18 protein-coding genes and 1 tRNA gene are annotated in these 19,324 nt (G+C 67.6%); 10 read left to right on the top strand and 9 right to left on the bottom strand.

What is annotated here, in order from left to right:
- Nucleotides 1-359 precede the first annotated feature (359 nt).
- From AAHM44_RS07735 to AAHM44_RS07725, 3 genes are read right to left on the bottom strand one after another with little or no spacing between them, the layout of a single operon-like run.
- Nucleotides 360-1,541: a glycosyltransferase family 4 protein gene (locus AAHM44_RS07735; RefSeq protein ID WP_342249581.1), complete on the bottom strand. Its 1,182-nt coding sequence runs from the start codon at nucleotides 1,539-1,541 to the stop codon at nucleotides 360-362.
- Nucleotides 1,542-1,578: 37 nt separating this feature from the next.
- Nucleotides 1,579-2,592: an NAD-dependent epimerase/dehydratase family protein gene (locus AAHM44_RS07730; protein ID WP_342249580.1), complete on the bottom strand. Its 1,014-nt coding sequence runs from the start codon at nucleotides 2,590-2,592 to the stop codon at nucleotides 1,579-1,581.
- On the bottom strand, nucleotides 2,589-3,941 hold the full coding sequence (locus AAHM44_RS07725) for a UDP-glucose dehydrogenase family protein (RefSeq protein WP_342249579.1): 1,353 nt from the start codon (nucleotides 3,939-3,941) through the stop codon (nucleotides 2,589-2,591). Before AAHM44_RS07725 ends, AAHM44_RS07730 begins: the two co-directional genes overlap by 4 nt.
- Nucleotides 3,942-4,253: 312 nt before the next feature.
- Here AAHM44_RS07725 and AAHM44_RS07720 point away from each other — a divergent pair, with 312 nt between their 5' ends.
- The 5 genes from AAHM44_RS07720 to AAHM44_RS07700 all read left to right on the top strand — a co-directional run bounded on the left by AAHM44_RS07720 (nucleotide 4,254) and on the right by AAHM44_RS07700 (nucleotide 11,278).
- Entirely contained in the window at nucleotides 4,254-5,534 is a 1,281-nt protein-coding gene (locus AAHM44_RS07720) for an aldehyde dehydrogenase family protein (protein ID WP_342249578.1), read from the top strand.
- 68 nt (nucleotides 5,535-5,602) lie between these two features.
- The gene (locus AAHM44_RS07715; RefSeq protein WP_342249577.1) at nucleotides 5,603-6,538 is read left to right on the top strand and encodes a hypothetical protein; all 936 of its coding nucleotides are present in this window, start codon (nucleotides 5,603-5,605) and stop codon (nucleotides 6,536-6,538) included.
- Between the two features lie 344 nt (nucleotides 6,539-6,882).
- Nucleotides 6,883-7,740 (top strand): UTP--glucose-1-phosphate uridylyltransferase GalU, encoded by an 858-nt coding sequence (galU, locus tag AAHM44_RS07710; RefSeq protein WP_269572784.1) that lies wholly within the window; start codon nucleotides 6,883-6,885, stop codon nucleotides 7,738-7,740.
- A 1-nt stretch (nucleotide 7,741) separates the two neighbouring features.
- Nucleotides 7,742-9,925: a polysaccharide biosynthesis tyrosine autokinase gene (locus AAHM44_RS07705; RefSeq protein ID WP_269572783.1), complete on the top strand. Its 2,184-nt coding sequence runs from the start codon at nucleotides 7,742-7,744 to the stop codon at nucleotides 9,923-9,925.
- 12 nt (nucleotides 9,926-9,937) lie between these two features.
- Entirely contained in the window at nucleotides 9,938-11,278 is a 1,341-nt protein-coding gene (locus AAHM44_RS07700) for a hypothetical protein (RefSeq protein WP_269572782.1), read from the top strand.
- Between the two features lie 26 nt (nucleotides 11,279-11,304).
- Here AAHM44_RS07700 and AAHM44_RS07695 read toward each other — a convergent pair.
- Nucleotides 11,305-11,381 (bottom strand) — tRNA-Pro (locus AAHM44_RS07695).
- 144 nt (nucleotides 11,382-11,525) lie between these two features.
- Here AAHM44_RS07695 and yajC point away from each other — a divergent pair.
- The 5 genes from yajC to AAHM44_RS07670 all read left to right on the top strand — a co-directional run bounded on the left by yajC (nucleotide 11,526) and on the right by AAHM44_RS07670 (nucleotide 15,981).
- Nucleotides 11,526-11,867 (top strand): preprotein translocase subunit YajC, encoded by a 342-nt coding sequence (gene yajC / locus AAHM44_RS07690; protein ID WP_184169087.1) that lies wholly within the window; start codon nucleotides 11,526-11,528, stop codon nucleotides 11,865-11,867.
- Complete coding sequence (gene secD, locus AAHM44_RS07685; protein ID WP_184169086.1) at nucleotides 11,867-13,459, top strand: protein translocase subunit SecD; 1,593 nt, start codon at nucleotides 11,867-11,869, stop codon at nucleotides 13,457-13,459. Before yajC ends, secD begins: the two co-directional genes overlap by 1 nt.
- Nucleotides 13,460-13,473: 14 nt before the next feature.
- On the top strand, nucleotides 13,474-14,424 hold the full coding sequence (gene secF, locus AAHM44_RS07680; protein ID WP_269572781.1) for a protein translocase subunit SecF: 951 nt from the start codon (nucleotides 13,474-13,476) through the stop codon (nucleotides 14,422-14,424).
- A 4-nt stretch (nucleotides 14,425-14,428) separates the two neighbouring features.
- Nucleotides 14,429-14,800, top strand: a complete 372-nt coding sequence (locus AAHM44_RS07675; RefSeq protein WP_342249576.1) for an Mth938-like domain-containing protein — start codon at nucleotides 14,429-14,431, stop codon at nucleotides 14,798-14,800.
- Between the two features lie 62 nt (nucleotides 14,801-14,862).
- Complete coding sequence (locus tag AAHM44_RS07670; RefSeq protein WP_342249575.1) at nucleotides 14,863-15,981, top strand: DUF3089 domain-containing protein; 1,119 nt, start codon at nucleotides 14,863-14,865, stop codon at nucleotides 15,979-15,981.
- Between the two features lie 3 nt (nucleotides 15,982-15,984).
- Here the strand turns inward: AAHM44_RS07670 and AAHM44_RS07665 are convergent, their stop codons facing one another.
- The 5 genes from AAHM44_RS07665 to AAHM44_RS07645 form a co-directional block, all read right to left on the bottom strand.
- Complete coding sequence (locus AAHM44_RS07665; protein WP_342249574.1) at nucleotides 15,985-16,611, bottom strand: TMEM175 family protein; 627 nt, start codon at nucleotides 16,609-16,611, stop codon at nucleotides 15,985-15,987.
- A gap of 41 nt (nucleotides 16,612-16,652) precedes the next feature.
- Entirely contained in the window at nucleotides 16,653-17,351 is a 699-nt protein-coding gene (locus AAHM44_RS07660; protein WP_342249573.1) for a hypothetical protein, read from the bottom strand.
- 77 nt (nucleotides 17,352-17,428) lie between these two features.
- On the bottom strand, nucleotides 17,429-17,587 hold the full coding sequence (locus tag AAHM44_RS07655) for a hypothetical protein (protein WP_184169081.1): 159 nt from the start codon (nucleotides 17,585-17,587) through the stop codon (nucleotides 17,429-17,431).
- Nucleotides 17,588-17,649: 62 nt separating this feature from the next.
- Nucleotides 17,650-18,825: a glycosyltransferase gene (locus tag AAHM44_RS07650; RefSeq protein ID WP_269572776.1), complete on the bottom strand. Its 1,176-nt coding sequence runs from the start codon at nucleotides 18,823-18,825 to the stop codon at nucleotides 17,650-17,652.
- Between the two features lie 102 nt (nucleotides 18,826-18,927).
- Complete coding sequence (locus tag AAHM44_RS07645; RefSeq protein WP_269572775.1) at nucleotides 18,928-19,287, bottom strand: glycine zipper 2TM domain-containing protein; 360 nt, start codon at nucleotides 19,285-19,287, stop codon at nucleotides 18,928-18,930.
- Nucleotides 19,288-19,324 lie beyond the last annotated feature (37 nt).

The raw sequence follows: 19,324 nt of genomic DNA, 5'->3' as shown, positions 1-19,324 counted from the left end.
AGTGCATGCACTGCACGGGAGCCGGCGAGTGAGGTCGCCGGAAGGCCGCCACTGGCGATCGATGCCGACGGAGATGGGCGCTGGCGGGTACGGAGCTGGGCGTGGCGCGGGTATGCCTGGCGGCCGGCGATCGCGCATGCCGTGGCGGGCGCTGCTGGGATTGAGATTTCGGGGAAGATCGATGCGGCGGATCGGGCGGAGGTGATGGCTCGGCTCGGATGATCCCGTTCCCCTCCCTGAAAGGGAGGGGTTAGGGGTGGGTTCTTGCGCGCGATACGGTGAAGTGTGCGCAAGGCTCCCCGTATCGCCAAGCCTCCACCCACCCCCGGCCCCTCCCTCCCAGGGAGGGGAGTATAGGTTCAGCCTTCCACCGTCCCCGGCAGGCCGGATGCCCGCGACTTTGCCCGCCCCGGGGCAAGCGCGCTGCGATAGACTGCCAGCGTGTCCTCGGCCGCGCGATCCCAGCTGAAGCGGGCGCGTACGGTGTCGCTGTCGATCCGGAAGGCGGCGCGGTCGGTATCGAGCAACTCGGTGAGCGCGGCGACATCGCCGACCGGGAAATAGTTTCGCGGTTCCAGGCCGATGTCGAGATTGGCGGGGATGTCGCTGAGCAGCATGGGCGCGCCGCAGCTTGCGGCTTCGAGCGCGGCGATCGGCAGCCCTTCATGATGGCTGGGCATCACGAACAAGGCGCAATTCTCATAGAGGCATTTGAGCGTCGCGCGCGACTGGACCCCGGCGAAGATCACCCGGTCGCCGGCGCGGGCCATGAGTTCGCGGGCATAGTCGCTTTCATGATCCGCGGCACCGGCGATGACCAGCCTGGTGGTGGACCTGGAGGCGTGCAAGGCGTCGATCAGGTCGTGCAGCCCCTTTTCGGGGACCAGCCGGGCGACGGCGAGCAGGTAGCCGCCGCGTTCCACCCCGATCCGCTCCAGCACGAGATCGGGATCGGCATCGCCGGGCAAGTCCGAAGTGCCGTTGGGAATATAGCTGATCCGCTGCGCGCGCGCCGGGAACTGGCGCTTGAGCTGGGTCGCCAGCGACGGCGAGACGGCGATCACCCGGTCGGCGAAGTTGAGCGCGAGCCATTCGCCCGCGCGCAGCGCGGTGCGCGCGACCTTACCCCATTTGGCGCGGTGATAATCGGTGCCGTGATGCGTCACGATTACCTTGAGGCCGAGCAGGCGGGCAAAGGGCGCGAGCAGGCCGGGGCCGATCGCGTGGATATGGACCAGGTCCGCGCCGCGCTTGCGGGCGGAGAGCACCGCGAGGAAGGTCGAGACGATCGCTTCGAGATGCTGGGAGCGCGGGCAGGGGATGCCGATGATCTCGACTCCGCGATGCTCGTTATGTGCGGCGGGCAGATAGGGCGCCCGGCCGAGCACCACCGAGCGGTGATCGGGCCACAGCGCCTTGATCCGCGGCAGCAGCTCCTCGCAATGGCTCTCGATCCCGCCCATCACGTGCGGGAAGCCGCGCAACCCGGTCACGCAGATCATGGGGGCGTCGCCCGCAGGCGCGCTTGTCCGTTGCAGCATGTTCTTACTCCATACATGCCCGGCCGGTTTTCCCGGCTCAGGCCACCGCTGCCATCGGTCCTCTTCCACCCTGTTCTATTTCGCTCAGATACCAGTCGACGAACCGCTCGATGCCCTGTTCGAGCGCGACCTTGGGGCTGTATCCGGTGAGATCGCGGATCGCCGAGATGTCGGCATAGGTCGCGGTCACGTCGCCGGGCTGCATCGGGCGCATCAGCTTGACCGCCTGGCGGCCGAGCGCGCGCTCGAGCGTCGCGATCATGTCCATCAGGCCGACCGGATTGCAGTCACCGATGTTGAGGAGGCGATGCTCGCCATCCGCCGGGGGCTTGTCGAGCACGCCGACCACTCCGTCGACGATGTCGTCGATATAGGTGAAGTCGCGCGCCATTCTGCCCTCGCCATAGACCTCGATCGGCTGGCCGAGCAGGATCTTCTGGGCGAAGCCGAAATAGGCCATGTCGGGCCGGCCCCAGGGGCCATAGACCGTGAAGAAGCGCAGGCCGCTCATCCTGAGGCCGTAGAGCGTGGCATAGCTCTGGCTCATCAGCTCGCAGCTTCGCTTCGTTGCCGCATAGAGCGAGACCGGCGCGGTGCAGGGCTCATCCTCGCGGAAGCCGCTGCCGCCAAGCGGGCGCTCGCCATAGACCGAGCTCGACGAGGCATAGACGAGATGCTCGACATTGCCCGCCTGCCGCGCCGCCTCGAGCACCGCGAGGTGGCCCTTCAGGTTGCTGTGCTCATAGGCGAAGGGGTTCTCGATGCTGTAGCGCACCCCTGCCTGGGCGGCGAGATGGACGATGCGCCGGACGCCATTGCCCGCCACCAGCTCGGCAAGCAGCTCGGGGCTGGCGATGTCGCCGCGGACCAGCCGGAAGTCGAAATTGTCGACCAGCCGGGCGACCCGCGCTTCCTTGAGCGCGACGTCGTAATAGTCGGTGAAATTGTCGAGGCCGATCACGCGCTCGCCGCGCGCCAGCAGCCGCTCGGACACCGCATGGCCGATGAAGCCAGCGGCGCCCGTCACGAGGACGGGGCCGCCGACCGTCACGCTGCCTGCCTCTCGTTCGAGGTCTCGGCATCCTCCTCCAACTTGCCCGGCCGGCCGACGCTGACATAGCGCAGGCCCGCTTCCTCCGCCCGGGCGGGCGGGTAGATGTTCCTGAGATCGACCAGCAGCGGATCGGCCATGATCCCGGCGAGGCGCTTGAGGTCGAGGGCGCGGAACGCATCCCATTCGGTGACGATCACCGTCGCCGCCGCACCTTCCGCCGCTTCATAGGCGGAGCCTGCATAGTCGACATTGTTCAGCACCGCTTCGGACGCGGCCATGCCCTCGGGATCATAGGCGCGGACCTTCGCGCCGGCATCCTGCAGCGCCTGGATGATCGCGATCGACGGGGCGTCGCGCATGTCGTCGGTATTGGGCTTGAAGGTGAGGCCGAGCACCGCGACCGTGCGGCCGCGCACCGGGCCCGCAATCGCGTTCAGCACCTTGCGGCCCATGGCGCGCTTGCGCTGGTCATTGACCGCGATCGTCGCCTCGATCAGCCGCAGCGGCGTCTCGTAATCCTGCGACGTCTTCATCAGCGCCAGCGTGTCCTTGGGGAAGCAGGAACCGCCATAGCCGGGGCCGGCATTGAGGAACTTGGAGCCGATCCGGTTGTCGAGCCCGATGCCGCGCGCGACTTCCTGGACATCGGCGCCGACGCGCTCGCACAGCTCGGCGATCTCGTTGATGTAGGTGATCTTCATCGCGAGGAACGCGTTGGCGGCGTATTTGGTCAGCTCGCTGGTGCGGCGCCGGGTGAACAGGATCGGCGCCCGGTTGAGCGAGAGCGGGCGATAGACTTCCTCGAGCGGCGCGCGGGCGCGCTCGTCCTCGATGCCGATCACCACGCGGTCGGGGCGCTTGAAGTCCTCGATCGCGGCGCCTTCGCGCAGGAACTCGGGGTTCGAGGCGACGGCGAACTCGGCGACCGGATTGCACTCGCGGATGATCCGCTCGACTTCGTCGCCGGTGCCGACAGGCACGGTCGACTTGGTGACGATCACGGTGAAGCCGTTAAGCGCGCCGGCGATCTCGCGGGCGGCGCCGTGGACATAGGAGAGGTCGGCATGGCCGTCGCCGCGCCGGCTGGGGGTGCCGACCGCGATGAACACGACATCGGCGGCGCCGACCGCTTCGGAAAGCTCGGTGGTGAAGGACAAATTGCCCGCCGCGACATTGCGCGCGACCAGCTCGTCCAGCCCCGGCTCATAGATGGGGATGCCGCCGGCCTTGAGGCGGGCGATCTTGTTCGCGTCCTTGTCGACGCAGGTCACGTGATGGCCGAAATCGGCAAAGCACGCGCCCGAAACCAGCCCGACATAGCCGGACCCGATCATCACGATACGCATTACGCACTGCTCCCTGTACGCGGAGACGCAAGTTTTCTTTTGCGTGTGCGAACACTCTTCTTGCGCGCTCGTGTCGTCAACTTGCCAGCTTTGAGCTGAGGGAAATCGGCGGCGAAATGAACCGGGCGTCATTTTGGGGCTAAATTACGCTGCGCCGCACAAATATTGCGAATTCGCAACGAATGGCTCGCGCCTGCACTAGAACGAGGGCAAGGCAATTCGGCTCCGCCGGTCGCAAACGCTTCGGCCTGATCTTGCCACGCATTGGCGGCAGAGTAGGATCATCTGCGACAAGCCGTGGGAAGATTGAGGATGCTCGAAGCGCAACGGGCGGCGTTTTTCGCCGAGTTGCCGGTTTCGCCGGCCGTTCGCCGCGACCGGCTGCGCCGCGCCGCGCTGATGCTCGAGCAGAATGCCCGGGGACTGGCCGAATCACTCATGCACGACCAGGCGGCCCAGGATGCCGAGTCGGCGATGCGCGACGAGGTGGTGCTGGGGCTGCGTGTCCTGGGCGAGGCCCGGCAACAGGCGGCCAACTGGATACGGCCCGAGGCCGGGCGCGGGTTGCTTGGCCGGCTGTGGCCAGGCGGTGACAGGCTGGAATATCAGCCGGTCGGCGTGGTCGGCATCATGGCGCCGGCCGCGCTGCCGCTGATGCGAACCGCCTGCCTGCTCGCCGGCGCACTGGCGGCAGGAAATCGCGTGATGCTGCGGCTGGACGCCGCTTCGTCGCATCTGGATGCGCTGCTGCGCGAACTGGCCCCCCGATATTTCGATCCGCGCGAACTGGCGGTGATGCCCGAAGACGCGGATGAGGCCGGACTTGACCTGTTGGTCTCGGGCGAGCCGGCAGGAGAGGCGGCGGGCGCACTTCCGGCGCGGACGGGCAAATCGGCGGTTATCCTCGGGCGGTCGGCGAAATTCCCGCGGGCGGCCGGCGAGGTGATTGCGGCCAAGCGGTTCGACGGCGGTCGGGCGTTGCTTGCACCCGACTATATGCTGGTGCCGGCAGAGCAGGGGGAAGCGATCGCTGCCTGGCTGTGGCGCGGGGCGATGCAGCCGGGAGCCGACCAGGCGCCGCCGCTTTCGGCCGAGGCGTCCGACCGGCTGGCGGCTCTGTTGGAAGACGCGCGCGCGCGAGGCGGCGAGGTGATGAGCGCGGAGCCGCGTGGCGCGGGCATGCCGCTGCACATCGTCCGCCACGCAACACCGGACATGCGCGTGATGCGCGAGGAGATCGCCGGGCCGATCCTGCCGCTCAGCAACTATGCGCGGATCGAGGACGCGATCGCCTGGACGAACCGCCTCCCGCCACCACCCGCGCTCTATTATCTGGGACAGGACGCGGCGGAACGCCGGCGCGTGGCGCAGGGGACCTTGTCTTCGCTCTTCGCCGCGGATGGACAGATGCTCGCGGCAATACGGGGTTCGGCTGGCACCCCGGAGATTCCGTTGCCTGCCGGCGAGGCCGAAGCGGGGTTCCGGCGGTTCAGCCGGGTGCGGCGGACCTGCCGCCGGTCCTGGCTTGGGTCCGGCGGCTCTCCGGTTCGCGAGGCCGAGGCACTGGGCGGCGCCGAGCCTGCGTTGCGCTGAGCCCGTCAGGGCCACGCTGCATCGCAACCGGCTGGCGGGGCCGCGCATCGCGCGACTAGCCCGGGGGCATGACCGACAGGCCGCTTCGCTTCGCTCCTTCGGTCCGGATCGCTGCCGAGGGCGAGCCGGTCTATGTCGTGCGCTCCGGCGCGACCTATCGCGGCGTGCATGCCCGCGATGTCGGCAACGGGCTGTTCGTGATCCGCGACTCGGTGCGCGGCGTACAGATCGCCGACATCGAAGTGGCGGGCGGCTACCGGGTGATCGAGAATAGCTCCGTCCCGCGCGCGGCGGGTGCCGATTGCGTGGGGCTGCGCGTGCGCGGAGCCAGGGCGGCCGATCTGCGTCGCAGCTTCGCCCGTATCCGCTATGCCAGCCATGACGGGGTGATCGAGGACGTGACCGCCAGCGGCACGCTCACCACAGGCGCGCATGATCTGCCAGTGGGCATTGGCTTCCAGGACACCGCGCATGACTTCCGGCTCGAGCGCTGCACGATGCGGGGCTTTCGCTGGAAGCGCGGCGACAACAAATATTGGAACGGCGACGGCTTCTCGACCGAGCGCGGCAATGCGCGGTTCGTGTTCAAGCAGTGCGCGGCCTGGGATAACAGCGATGGCGGGTTCGACCTGAAATCGAGCGAGACCCTGCTCGACGACTGCACCAGCGGCCGCAACGCGCGCAATTTCCGGCTGTGGTCGAGCATCCGGGCGACGCGGCTGACCAGCGTGAATCCGCAGAAGATCGGCGGGATCGGGGACACCAATCATTTCGCGATCATGGCGGCGCAGGGCGTGCGCGAGCCGCTCGTGATCCGCATCGAGCATCTGGCGGTGCAGAGCGACAAGGCATGGCCGATCTTCGACGTGCATGACGGCCCCGCGCACATCATCATCGGCTCGCACGACATCCAGGTGCCGCCCGGCACGCCGCTGGTCCGCCCGCGCGGCAAGGGATCGGTGCCTGGCGGGATCTCCTTTGCGGGTGCTCCGCCGAAGCTCTGAGTCTGTTTGGAAATGCGCGAAAGAGCGCATTTCCAGGCGGTGCCAGCCCGCTCCCCCACCCGGCCACCCATAGAATACTGCCGTTGGGTGGCCGGGTGGGGGAGCGGGCTGGCACCGCAATGCGCCGAGAGGCGCATTCTAAAACGGGGTCCGGGCGCGCTTTGGCCACGCTTGGACGCCGGGCTCTTGCTGCAACGCAGCGTAATGGCCCAGCATCATGAAGTCAGGCGAGGTGATCGAGTTCGCAGATCCGACTGGCGTGTTGAGTATCTGCGAGGTCGTCTCGCCCTGATGGTTGATGCTGGTCTTTCCGGGGGGACCCAGCAACCATGAAAGGGTGGAAGATGCGAAGAGTACGCAAAGCAGTTTTCCCGATTGGTGGCCTCGGAACCCGGTTCCTGCCCGCCACCAAGTCGATGCCCAAGGAAATGCTCCCGGTCGTTGACCGGCCGCTGATCCAATATGCCGTCGATGAGGCGCGCGAGGCAGGAATTGAACAGTTCATTTTCGTGACGAGTCGCGGGAAGAGCCTGATCGACGACCATTTCGATCATGCGTTCGAACTCGAAGAGACGATGACGCGGCGTGGCAAGTCGCTCGATATTCTTGATGGCACCCGGACTTCGCCGGGCGACATCACCATCGTGCGCCAGCAGGAGCCGCTTGGTCTTGGCCATGCGGTGTGGTGCGCGCGGCGGATCGTCGGCGACGAGCCCTTCGCGGTGCTGCTGCCCGACGACCTGATGATGGGCGAGCCGGGCTGCCTGAAGCAGATGATCGACGCCTATGCCGAGCTTGGCGGCAACCTGATCTGCACCGAGGAAGTCGCGGCCGAGGACACCCGGAAATACGGGATCGTCACGCCGGGCGCGCGGTCCGGCGCGATCACCGAAGTGAAGGGGCTGGTCGAGAAGCCGGCGCCCGAAGTCGCACCCTCCACGCTGGCGGTGATCGGCCGCTACATCCTGCAGCCTGAGGTCATGGACCTGCTGGCTAGCCAGGAAGAAGGCGCGGGCGGCGAGATCCAGCTCACCGATGCGCTGGCGCGGATGATCGGCCAGCAGCCGTTCCATGGCGTGACCTTCCAGGGCAAGCGCTATGATTGCGGCGACAAGAGCGGTTTCGTGACCGCGACGCTGGCAATGGCGCTCTCCCGGCCGGACCTTGCTCCGGCGGTCCGCGCCTTCATGGCCACGGCGTGACATGGACGCGATCACGAGGCGCCTGCCGCCGCCGCGCCCTGATGCCGATCCGCAGGTCGATCGCGGCGCACTGATCGACCTGCGGCATGTCGGCGCCGTCCTGCGGCGGCGCTGGCTGGTGCTGTGCACTGCGATGCTCACTGCGCTCGTGGTGGCTGCCGCGGCGTATCTGGTCGCGGAGCCGCGTTATCAGGCGACCGCACAGGTTGCGCTGGAGCGCACTGCCGAGCGCGTGATCAACGTCGATTCGGTGGTGCCCACCACCGATCCCGATTCGGCGGCGGTCGATACCGAGGTGCAGGCGCTGCGCTCGCCCGAACTGCTCGGGCGAGTGGTTGATCGTCTGCATCTCGATCGCGATCCAGCGTTCAACAAGGCCGTAGAGGCCGGCCAGCCGGCGCCGGCCCAGCCCGACCTGATCGGGCGGCAGCGCGCGATCGGCACGCTGCTCGGCGGGCTGACGGTGAAGCGGGATGGCCTGTCCTATGCGATCAGCGTGACCTTCGAGGGCAGCACACCGGTGCAGGCGGCGCAGATCGCCAATGCGGTGGTCGACGACTATATTTCGGGCCAGACCGGCTCCAAGGCCGATGCGACGCAGCGCGCGCGCAAGTTCCTTGAGCAGCGGATGCAGCAGCTCCGCGTGCAGGTGCAGAATGCCGAGCGCGCAGTGGCCGATTATCGTGCGGCGCACGCGCTGTTCGCGGTCTCCAATTCCTCGACGGTGACGCAGCAGGAGCTTTCCGGCCTGTCGACCCAGCTGGCCCAGGCCAAGGCGGAGAATGCCGCGGCCCAGGCCCGGCTCTCGGCGGCGAAGTCGCAGCTGCAGCGCGGGCGGAGTGGCGAGGAGTTGGGCGATTCGCTCGATTCCCCCGTAGTGAGCCAGCTGCGCTCGCAGCGCGCCGAGGTAGCGCGCGAAGTGGCGGCGCTGGAGAAACGCTACGGACCGCGTCATCCCGAGCTGGTCCGTGCGCAGAGCCAGCTTCGCGTCGCCGACCAGGCGATCGCGGCCGAGGTGCAGCGCATCGTCGCCAATGTCTCGATCCAGGCGAATATCGCTAACCAGCGTGCGGCATCGCTCGCGGGTTCGGTGGCGCAGTCGCAGGGCAAGCTGGCGAGCGACAATGAAGCCTCGGTCCGGCTCAACGAGCTGGAGCGCAACGCCGAATCCGCGCGGACGCTCTACCAGGCGTTCCTCGACCGCTATCGCCAGACGGTGGCGCAATCGGGCCTGGAGCGCAGCGATTCCTATATCGTCAGCCGTGCCCGGGTGCCGGGTGCGCCGAGCTCGCCCAACAAGCTGATCTATGCGGCGATGGCCGTGGTTGGCGGACTGGGCGTTGGCGTGCTGCTCGTCGTGCTGCTCCAGCTGCTGGAGCGTGGCATGGAAAGCGGCGATGCGATCGAGAAGATGCTCGCCTTGCCGACGCTGGCGAGCATCCCGGATGCGAACACGCTGCCGGGCTATCGCAAGACCGGGCCGCCCGCGCCGCCGGCGGAGCTGCTGCTCAAGCGACCGCAATCGACCTTTGCCGAGGCGTTCCGGACGTTGCGCACCTCGATCCAGTTCGCCGAGGCGACCAAGCCGATCCGGGTGGTCGCGATCACTTCCTCGGTGCCGGGCGAGGGCAAGACGACCACCGCGATGGGCCTGGCCCGGGCGGTGGCGGCGGCGGGCGGCAAGGTGCTGCTGATCGATGCCGATGCACGGCGCCGTGCCTCCAGCCGGCAATTCACCGACAATGTGAAGCTGGGCCTGGACGAAGTGCTGGCCGGGCAGGCGACGCTGGAGCAGGCGATCGTCAAGGACAGCCTGTCCAATGCCTGCCTGTTGCCGCAGCGGCTCGATTCGAAGGGCATCAGCCTGGCCGAGAGCCCGCGGCTGGCCGAGCTGCTCGAGCAGGTACGCGAGCGCTACGACCTGGTGATCCTCGACACGCCGCCGGTGCTGCCGGTCGACGAGGCGCGGGTGATCGCCAGCATGGCGGACGGCGTCGTGTTCCTGGTGCGTTGGCGCAGGACGCCGTCCAAGGCGGCGTCGGTGGCGCTGCGCCGGCTCTACGACGTCCATGCCGAGATGCTGGGCGCGGTGCTGACCCTGGTCGATGTACGCGAGCAGGAGCGGGCCGGGTACGAGGATGGCGGCACCTTCCTGAAGACCTACCGCCACTATTACGCGGATTGATCGCCCGGCCCCGTGAACACCGAATCCCTCCCCTACGGCCCTGCCTTCGGGCTCGGTATCCTGTTGCCGGTCACGGCGCTGCTGCTGGTGCCCCTGGTCATCGGCGCGCGGCGGGCCGGCAGCATGGCCGGCGCGTTCGTCGTGGTGGCGCTATGGCTGCGCTACATCGCCGGTGCCTATCACCTCTACATGTTCAAGCCGCTGGCGGCGGGGCTTTCGGGCAATGCGCTGCTCTCGATCGGGGTGACCGCGTTCGGGCTGCTGTTCGTGGTGCGGCCGGCCAATCTCGCGCTCAAATGGCTGCTGCCGGTCTATCTGCTGGTGGTGCTGGCCCTGCTGAGCGCCGTGCTGAACGGCGATCCGGCGGGCGGGATCAATGCCGGTGTCAAATATGCCTATCTGATCGTGATCGCGATCGCGGTGTTCCAGGCGTTGCGCATCGATCCCGAGGCGCGGTTCCTGAGCTGGGCGATGATATCCTTCCTGCCGCTGCTCGTATTCCAGGCGCTGTCGGTGGTGCTGCATCTGCCCAAGGGGTCCGAGGATGGCGATGGGCTGGTCTGGATCGGCGGCTACAATCATGAGGCCGCCTTCTCGGTCGCGCTGATGACCGGTTTCCTGGTCGGCGCCTTCGCCAAATCGGCGCCCAGGGCGGTGCGATTCGGCTTCCTGCTGGCTATCCTGATCGGCATCGTGCTCGCGGGCTACCGCACCACGATCCTTGCGCTGGCCCCGCTTGCGCTGGCGACCTTCCTGAGCGGGCTGACGCTGAGCGTGCGCCGCGACCAGCGCGCGCCGATGGCGGTGACCGCGGCGGTGGCGGGCTTCCTGCTCGTGTCGGTGGCGGTGCTGCTCTACAGCGCCAAGTTCGCTGATCTGGGGGCGTTCCTTTCGGACCCCACCGCCCTCATCAAGCCGCCGCGCGACTTCGACTATCTCGAGCGCCAGGTGATGTCGGCCCGCCCGCTGATCTGGAGCAGCTATATCTATGCCTGGGCGGACGGCACGCCGCTCCAGCATCTGATCGGCTTCGGGCCGGAAAGCTGGGTGGGGCTGTTCAAGGTCTATCCGCACAACACGCTGGTCGGCACGCTCTACGACCTGGGCTGGTTCGGCGTGGCGGCAATGCTCGGGCTATGGGTGACGATGTTCGCGGCGGCAATCTCGGCGCGCGGCGAGCGCTTCAAGCTGATCGCGGCGCATTTCGCCTTCTTCCTGCTCAACATGGCGACGATGCCGTTCTGGCAGGTGGAGGGTTTGGCGCTGTACGGGGTGCTGTGCGGCTACACGATCTACGCGGCGCGGACGGCGGCGATGCCGCGGCCGGCGCCGCTGCGCCTAGCCTGGCCCTGAGGGCGTATCCGGCGATTTTGTTGTAATGGTCGGGGCGACAGGATTCGAACCTGCGACCCCCACACCCCCAGTGTGATGCGCTACCAGGCTGCGCTACGCCCCGACCGAGGTTGGGGCCTCTAGGCCGGTCCGGCGCGGGATGCAAGCCATTGGCGACAATAGTTGCGCCGACCTGTGCCGCATGTTAGCGCGCCGCGCTTGAACGGAGGCGGATTCCACCGCCCACGATAGCTATAATCAGGATCCCATGCTCATCACGCCAGCACATGCACAGGCCGCAGGCGCGGCAGGACAAGCCAACCCGATGGGCGGAATCCTCGGACTCGCGCCGCTCGTCCTCATCTTCGTCGCCTTTTACTTCCTGATGATTCGCCCGCAGCAGAAGCGGATGAAGGATCTTCAGAACGCCGTGAACGCCGTGAAGAAGGGCGACCAGGTCGTCACCGGTGGCGGTCTTGTCGGCAAGGTCACTAAGGTCGACGAGACCGAGGTCGAGATCGAACTCGCCCCGAACGTGAAGGTCCGCGCGATCAAGGCCACGCTCACCAGCGTGATGCCCGCCGGTGGCGCCAAGCCCGCGAACGACTGATGCTCGACTTTCCCCGCTGGAAGATCATCACGATCCTCACCGGCATCGCGATCATGATCGCGCTGTCGGTGCCGAGCTTCTTCCCGAAGAGCGCGCGCGACCATTGGCCGAGCTGGGTGCCCAAGCCCGCGATCAACCTCGGCCTCGACCTGGCCGGCGGCAGCTTCCTGCTGTTTGAGGCGAACACCGATGACGTGCGCCAGGCCAAGCTGACGCAGATGCAGGATCAGGTCCGTGCCGAAATGCGCAAGGACCCCAAGGTCGACATCGGCGACATCTCGGTCCAGGGCGGCAAGGTCAGCTTTATGGTGCGCGACCCGTCCAAGGTGGACGCGGCACGCGAGAAGCTGCTCGCGATCACCGGCACCGGCGTCGGCACCACCGGCCAGCGCCAGTGGGACGTCGCTGTGGTCAACTCGTCGCAGTTCGTGCTGACGCCGACCGACGCGGGGATCAAGGAAGCGATCGACACCGCGATGGGCGATGCCCGCGAAGTGATCGAGAACCGCATCAACGCGCTGGGCACGGTCGAGCCGACCGTGGTGCGCGAAGGCAGCAACCGTATCGTCGTGCAGGTCCCCGGCCTGCAGGACCCGACCGCGCTCAAGGCGCTGATCGGCCAGACCGCGGTGCTCGAGTTCCGCCTGGTCGACGTCAACGCCGACCAGAACGCCGTGCAGCGCGGCGAAGCACCCGCCGGCGACGTGATCCTGCCCTATCAGAACGGCGCCAAGGTCGCCGTGCAGCGGCAGGTGATGATCAGCGGCGACATGCTCGTCGATGCCAAGCAGACCTATGACCAGCAGACCGGCGCCCCGGGCGTCACGCTGCAGCTCAACGGCGCAGGCTCGAAGCGCTTCGCCAAGGTGACGCAGGAGAATAGCGGCAAGCCGTTCGCGATCATCATCGACGGCGTCGTGATCTCGGCTCCGAACATCAACGAGCCGATCCTCGGCGGCAGCGCCGTCATCAACGGCGGCTTCACCGTGGAGAGCGCCAACCAGCTCGCGATCGCGCTGCGTTCGGGCAAGCTGCCGGTGAAGCTCAAGGTCGTGCAGGAATCGACAGTGAGCCCCGAGCTCGGTGCCGACTCCATCCGTGCCGGCATCACCGCCTCGATCATCGCGGTCATCGCCGTGATCGCCTTCATGATCCTCACTTATGGCCGCTTCGGCATCTATGCGACGCTGGCGGTGGTCATCAACGTGCTGGTCATCCTGGCCGTGATGGGCCTGCTCAACGCCACGCTGACGCTGCCCGGCATCGCCGGCTTCGTGCTGACGATCGGCACGGCGGTGGACGCCAACGTGCTAATCAACGAACGTATCCGCGAAGAGCGCCGGCGCGGGCGGACGGTGACCCAGTCGATCGAACTGGGCTACAAGGAAGCCAGCCGCACGATCTTCGAAGCCAACGTGACGCACGCCATCGCCGGTGTCATCATGATGATCCTGGGCTCCGGCCCGGTGCGTGGCTTCGCGGTCGTGCTGCTGATCGGCATTGCGACTTCGGTGTTCACCGCCGTCGTGTTCACTCGCATGCTCGTCACGATCTGGTTGCGCCGTAATCGGCCGACCGAAATCAACATTTAAGGAAGCGACGCGCCATGCGGCTCCTCAAGATCATCCCGGACAACACGAACATCGGGTTCGTTCGCGTCCGCCACATCGCCTTTGCGATCACCGCGTTCCTGACGGTCGCGGCGGTTGCGCTGGTTGGGATCCACGGCCTCAACATGGGTGTCGACTTTGTCGGCGGCGTGTCGATCGAGGAGAAGTTCCCCAGCGAGCCGCACCTCGATCAGGTGCGCTCGACGGTGAACCATCTCGGCTTCGGTGAGGCCGCGCTCCAGCAGCTGGGCGACAAGACCACGGTGACCGTGCGCCTGCCGGTACCGGAATCGAGCGATCCGGCGGCGACCAACACCATGGTGGAAGCGGTGAAGGCTGCGCTGAAGAGCAAGTTCGGCGCCGAGTTCACCAACTATTCCACCGTGTCGGGCAAGGTGTCGGGCGAGCTGGTGCAGAACGGTATCCTGGCCGTGCTGCTGGCGATCATCGGCATCGCGATCTTCTCGTGGTTCCGATACGAGTGGCAGTTCGGTATCTCGACCGCGGTGGCGATCATCCACGACGTGCTGATGACGCTGGGCTTCTTCGCGCTGACCCAGCTGGTGTTCGACCTGAACATCGTCGCGGCGGTGCTGACCATCATCGGCTACTCGATCAACGACAAGATGGTGATCGACGACCGTATCCGCGAGAACATGCGCAAGTACCGCAAGATGGGGATGAGCGAGCTCATCGACCTTTCGGTGAACGAGACGCTGCCGCGTACCGTGATGACCTCGTTGACGATCATGCTTGCGCTCGCGTCGCTGCTGATCTTCGGCGGTGAGGTGCTGCGCGGCTTCACCGCGGCGATGATGCTGGGCATCGTCGTCGGCACCTATTCGTCGATCTATGTTTCCTCGTCGCTGCTGATCACGCTGGGCCTCAAGCCCGGGCCGCGCGAGGAGAAGCCGAACGCCGCGAGCGGCGCAGAGCGCGTCGGCTAAGCGGATGGAAGTGAAGCGCGCCAGCGCGGAGGGGCCGGTCATCTCCGGCTTCTCCGGGCGCGGGTTCCGCGTCGATGAAGGCGTGTACGAGGGGCTGCTGATTACCCCCGAGCGCGCCGATGGCTGGACGCCGCCGCCGATCGCCGAGCTTACCGAGGCCGATCTGGCACCGGTGCTCGGGCTGGACCCCAAGCCGGAATTCCTGGTGCTGGGCACGGGCAAGTCGCTGGTTCGCGCGCCACGTGCGCTGACCGAGGCGCTGGCGGCCAAGGGCATCGGCGTGGAAGCAATGGACAGCCGCGCCGCCGCCCGCGCCTGGGGCGTTCTGCGCGCCGAACTGCGCTGGATCGCCGGGGCGCTCTACCCGCTGGATTGAGCCCATTCCCCTGCGGGGGAATGCACGGCTATGCTCCTTCCAAACAGGGGAGGGATGCACGCATGATTCTCGCGCTTGCGCTGGCGATGGCTGCCGGGACGGATACGCCCGACTATCGCAACGAGGCCAACTGGCTCTGCCGCCCCGGGCGCCAGGATGCGTGCACCGCCGATCTCTCCACCACCGTAGTCGCGGCCGACGGCAAGCGCACGCTCGAGCCTTTCAAGGCGGCAAAGGCCCCGAAGTTCGACTGTTTCTACGTCTACCCGACCATCTCGGTGGATGCGACGCCGAACAGCGACCTGATGCCGGGGCCCGAGGAGAAGCGGGTCGCGCAGTTCCAGGCGGCCCGGTTCGGCGCCAATTGCCGGGTGTTCGCCCCGGTCTATCGCCAGGTGACGCTCACGGCGCTGCGCAACCTGATCGGCGGCGGGCAGCCCGCCATCGACCGGGAGCTCGCGTTCAACGACGTGAAAGCGGCCTGGGACGATTATATGGCCCATGACAACAAGGGCCGCGGCGTCGTGCTGATCGGACATAGCCAGGGCTCGCTGATCCTCACCCGGCTGGTTGCCACCGCGATCGACGGCAAGCCGGCGCAGAAGCAGCTGGTCTCGGCGATGCTGATCGGCAGCTCGGTACCGGTGCCGATCGGCAAGACGGTTGGCGGCGTATTCCCGACCGTCCCGCTGTGCCGCAGCGCGGACCAGGCGGGCTGCGTGGTCACCTATGCCAGCTTCCGCGCTGATTCACCGCCGCCACCCAATACGCGCTTCGGCAAGGGCGACCGTCCGGGCGTCGAGGCGGGCTGCACTAACCCGGCAGCGCTCGGCGGGGGCAAGGCGATGGCGCATGCCTATCTCAATGCCGGCGGCAACATGATGGTGCAGGGCCCGGCCGAGGCGTGGAGCAAAGACGGCGCGCCGGTGACGACGCCGTTCGTCAGCGTACCCGGCCTGCTATCCGTCGAATGCGTCAGCAGGGACGGGTTCAACTATCTGGCGGTGACGGTGAATGCCGATCCCAATGATCCGCGCACCGATACGATCCAGGGTGACGTGAAGCTGGGCACCACCATCCTCAAGGACTGGGGCCTGCATCTGATCGACATGAACCTGATGCAGGGCGATCTGGTCGATCTCAGCGCCCGGCAATATCGCGCCTGGGCGAAGCAGCGCTGAACTTCAGCGTGCCAGCGCTAGCCGGGTGATCAGCAGCCGCCAGAGCGGGATGGTGATCAGCGCGACCTGGCCGAGCGGCGGCACGAACAGGCTGGTGACGAAGGCGGTCAGCGATCCGAGCAGCGCGGCGAGCCCGCGCTGGCGGATCATCCGTGGCTGCTCGGCTGGCAGCTGCGCGTCGAGTACCGGCGGGGCGGTGAGGATGCGCTGGACCAGGATGTTGAAGATCGAGATCACCACCATCCAGCCGCAATAAAAGGCGGCCGGCACCCGGTGGCCATAATATTCCGAGGAGAAGGCGGTGAAGAAGGGCATTGCCGCGATCGAGCAGAGCAGCAACAGGTTGGGCAGGAACAGTTTCGGCGTCCAGTGACGGGCGCAGGCAAAGGCGCGGTGATGCCCGATCCAGAACAGGCCGATCGCGAAGAAGGAGATGAAGAAGCCGAGGAAGTTTGCCCGTACCTCGCCAAGCGCATGCAGGAACGCAGCATCGGTATAGGGTGCCTCGACATGCGGCACATGGATCTCGATCACCAGCAGCGTGATCGCGATCGCGAACACGGCGTCTGAAAAGAACGCCATGCGCTCCAGCCCGTGCGCCGGCCCCGCGGCGTGCGGCTTGTCTTCCATCATTACCCCCTGTTTGATTCGGCGCGTGCCCTAGCAGCCGATCAGCGCGTCGTCTTGGGCGATGTCGACTTGGTGCGGCGCGTCGTGGCGCGCGGGGTGGCGGCCGGTGCCTTGGCGGCGGCGGGCTTGCGCGGCTTGGGCGCGGGCTTCTCCGCTTCCGCGGTCGCAGCGGGTGCGGGGGCCGGCTTGGCGGCCGCCGTCCTGGGCTTGGCCGCAGTCTTGGTCGCCGTCGGCTTCGCTTCGGGCTTGGCAGCGGGTGCCTTGGCCGTCGCAGCCTTGGCTGCGGGCTTGGGCGTTGCGGACTTGGCCGGGGCCTTCGCCGCTGCCGGCTTGGCGGTGGCCGGCTTTGCCGGGGCCTTGGCGGGTGCCTTTTCGGCAGGCTTGGCCTCGGTCTTCGCGGGAGCCTTGGCAGCGGGCTTCGCGGCGGTGCCCGCCGGCTTGCGCACCCGTTTCGCCACTGGCTTGGCAGCAGTTGCTGCCGGTGCGGGCGCTGCGACCGGTTCAGGCGCGGGCGCCGGGGCGGCTTCCGCTGCCGGCTCCGCCTTCTCGCTCGGCTTGAGCTTGGCGGCGAGCGCCACGAGGCCCGCGGCGAGCAGGTCGTTCACCACAGGGTGCTTCGCGAGCGCATCGAGCTGCTTGCGCAGCTCCTTGGGCAATTTCATCCCGGCGATGCTCTTGGGGAGAAAGCCCTTCTTCTCCGGCTTGGTCTCGCCGGCCTTCTTGTCCTTCTTGCCCGCCATCACTCGGTCTCCGCCGCTGGTAACTTGACTGTCATGAATGTCAGGGAGCGGCGCGGGCTAGTCAACGCGGAAATGGCTCATTCGTCATCGGCGTCCGAATCGGCTTCGAACTCGAATTCGATCTCCAGGTCGCCGGGGCCGATCGGGGCCTCGGCATCCTGCTCGGGCGGCAGGATATAATAGACGAGCGGCGGCGCATCGGCGGCAGGCTCGGGCAGGGTACGAAAGGGGTTCATCGTCTTTCTCTCTCCGTCATGCCCCGGGCACGAACGGTGGGCACGGCAAGGCGGTTCCCTCGCTAGGCGACGCGCTGGTCTGCGAGGCGACGGAGAAAGGCGTGGAGGCGGGCGCTGTTAGCGGCCCAGGTGAAGGGCGCAGCGATGGCGCGGGTGTCCGCGGCATGCGGCGGGGCGGCGATCAACGCGCCAAGCGCGCTGGCGAAGGCGGCGGGGGTGCGTGCGACGATCCGGCCGGCGACCGGGCTGGTCACGACCTGGCGGGCGCCCCCCACATCGGGGATGACGACGGGCGTGCCGCTCGCCAGCGCCTCGAGCCAGGCATTGGCCAGGCCCTCGCGCTCCGAGGCAAGGGCCATCGCGTCGGCGGCGGCGAGCGCGGCGGCGACGCGGTCCGGCGGGACGGAGCCGAGCAGCTTCACCCGGTCGCCCAGACCCAGCCGGTCGACGTGCGCCTCCAGCCGCTTGCGGTCGCCGCCTTCGCCGGCGATCCACAGGGTGACGCCGGGCAGGGTGGCGATGGCGTCGATGACGATGTCATGCCCCTTGATCGGGATCAGCGCGCCGACCGAGAGGACGAGGGGACCGGAGACGCCCAGTGCCGCCTTGGCTTCGGTGCGGTCGCGAGGGGTGAAGCGGGTCAGGTCCACGCCGGTGGTGATCGTCTCGATCTTCTCTCCCGGCACCCCCATGGCGATCATGTCGTCGCGCATCGCTTCGCTGACCGCGAGCACGCCGTCCGCTGCCTGGCCGGCGGCGATGACCTGCTTGCCGATGCCGGGGCGTCGGCCCCAGTCATGCATGTCCGATCCGCGCGCCTTGATCGACACGGGCACATGGAAGCGGCGGCCGAGCAGGATGGCCGCAGGGCCGTCGGGGAAGAAGAATTCGGCCGAGATCACGTCGAAGGGGAAGTCCTTGCGAATCTCCCGCAACAGCGGCGTCAGCGCGGCTGCCATGGCACGGGCGTGGAAGCGGCCGCCGGTGCCGGGCAGGTTTAGAAAGCGGGGACGGTCGACCGTCAGCCCCTTCCACTGCTCCCGGGCCGGCTGGGCAGCGAGGCGGGAATAGCGGCCGAGCCAGGCCAGCGGGCCGGGCGGCAGGCCCCGCGGCGCGACGACGCGGACTTCGACATCGCTCCGCTCGGCCAGCGACAGCGTCTGCCGCTCGACGAAAATGCCGAAATTGGGACGCGACGCATCGGGGAAGAGCGTGGAGAGGACAAGTACGCGGAGCATGGCCCCCGCTCTAGCAGACAGGGGTTAACAGGCCGGTCCCCATCGAAAACGACCCGCCCGGCGCGTTCGCCAGGCGGGTCGTTCCGCATTCCTAGACGGTGCTTAGCGGCACTTGCGATCGCCGCTCCGCTCGATCTCGCGGCCAGCCACTGCGCCGGCAGCGGCGCCGAGCAGCGTGCCGACGGTCCGGTCACCGCGGGTGTCGATGGTGCGGCCGACCAGCGCGCCCGCCACGCCGCCGACCACCAGGCCGGTGGTGCCATTGGGCTTGCGGCAATAGCGGCGGCCGTCACGGCCCTGCCACTCGCGATAGGCGTAGCGCTTGCGGTAGCGCTGCTGCGGGGCGAAGTCGCTGCCGATGCCGGCCTTGGCGGCCGGTGCGGCATTGGCCGCGATGGGAAGGACACTGGCCGTGGGCACCGCCACGGCAAGGGCGCCGAGCGCCAGAATCAGTTTACGCATGTCTCACTCCTGCTGCACTTATGGATAAACCGGCAAC

Source organism: Sphingomonas sp. OTU376 (assembly GCF_038440415.1).
Classification (GTDB): domain Bacteria; phylum Pseudomonadota; class Alphaproteobacteria; order Sphingomonadales; family Sphingomonadaceae; genus Sphingomonas; species Sphingomonas kyeonggiensis_A.
The sequence above is the reverse complement of the archived record's forward strand: the minus strand, read 5'-3'. Positions and strand labels throughout refer to the sequence as shown.

Coding starts and splice junctions, on each gene's coding strand:
- AAHM44_RS07650 (WP_269572776.1), bottom strand. CDS start 18,825: ATGCTCCGCGTACTTGTCCTCTCCACGCTCTTCCCCGATGCGTCGCGT.
- AAHM44_RS07655 (WP_184169081.1), bottom strand. CDS start 17,587: ATGAACCCCTTTCGTACCCTGCCCGAGCCTGCCGCCGATGCGCCGCCG.
- AAHM44_RS07645 (WP_269572775.1), bottom strand. CDS start 19,287: ATGCGTAAACTGATTCTGGCGCTCGGCGCCCTTGCCGTGGCGGTGCCC.
- AAHM44_RS07705 (WP_269572783.1), top strand. CDS start 7,742: ATGGACGCGATCACGAGGCGCCTGCCGCCGCCGCGCCCTGATGCCGAT.
- AAHM44_RS07665 (WP_342249574.1), bottom strand. CDS start 16,611: ATGGAAGACAAGCCGCACGCCGCGGGGCCGGCGCACGGGCTGGAGCGC.
- AAHM44_RS07675 (WP_342249576.1), top strand. CDS start 14,429: ATGGAAGTGAAGCGCGCCAGCGCGGAGGGGCCGGTCATCTCCGGCTTC.
- AAHM44_RS07660 (WP_342249573.1), bottom strand. CDS start 17,351: ATGGCGGGCAAGAAGGACAAGAAGGCCGGCGAGACCAAGCCGGAGAAG.
- AAHM44_RS07670 (WP_342249575.1), top strand. CDS start 14,863: ATGATTCTCGCGCTTGCGCTGGCGATGGCTGCCGGGACGGATACGCCC.
- AAHM44_RS07715 (WP_342249577.1), top strand. CDS start 5,603: ATGACCGACAGGCCGCTTCGCTTCGCTCCTTCGGTCCGGATCGCTGCC.
- secF (WP_269572781.1), top strand. CDS start 13,474: ATGCGGCTCCTCAAGATCATCCCGGACAACACGAACATCGGGTTCGTT.
- secD (WP_184169086.1), top strand. CDS start 11,867: ATGCTCGACTTTCCCCGCTGGAAGATCATCACGATCCTCACCGGCATC.
- AAHM44_RS07720 (WP_342249578.1), top strand. CDS start 4,254: ATGCTCGAAGCGCAACGGGCGGCGTTTTTCGCCGAGTTGCCGGTTTCG.
- AAHM44_RS07735 (WP_342249581.1), bottom strand. CDS start 1,541: ATGCTGCAACGGACAAGCGCGCCTGCGGGCGACGCCCCCATGATCTGC.
- AAHM44_RS07725 (WP_342249579.1), bottom strand. CDS start 3,941: ATGCGTATCGTGATGATCGGGTCCGGCTATGTCGGGCTGGTTTCGGGC.
- yajC (WP_184169087.1), top strand. CDS start 11,526: ATGCTCATCACGCCAGCACATGCACAGGCCGCAGGCGCGGCAGGACAA.
- galU (WP_269572784.1), top strand. CDS start 6,883: ATGCGAAGAGTACGCAAAGCAGTTTTCCCGATTGGTGGCCTCGGAACC.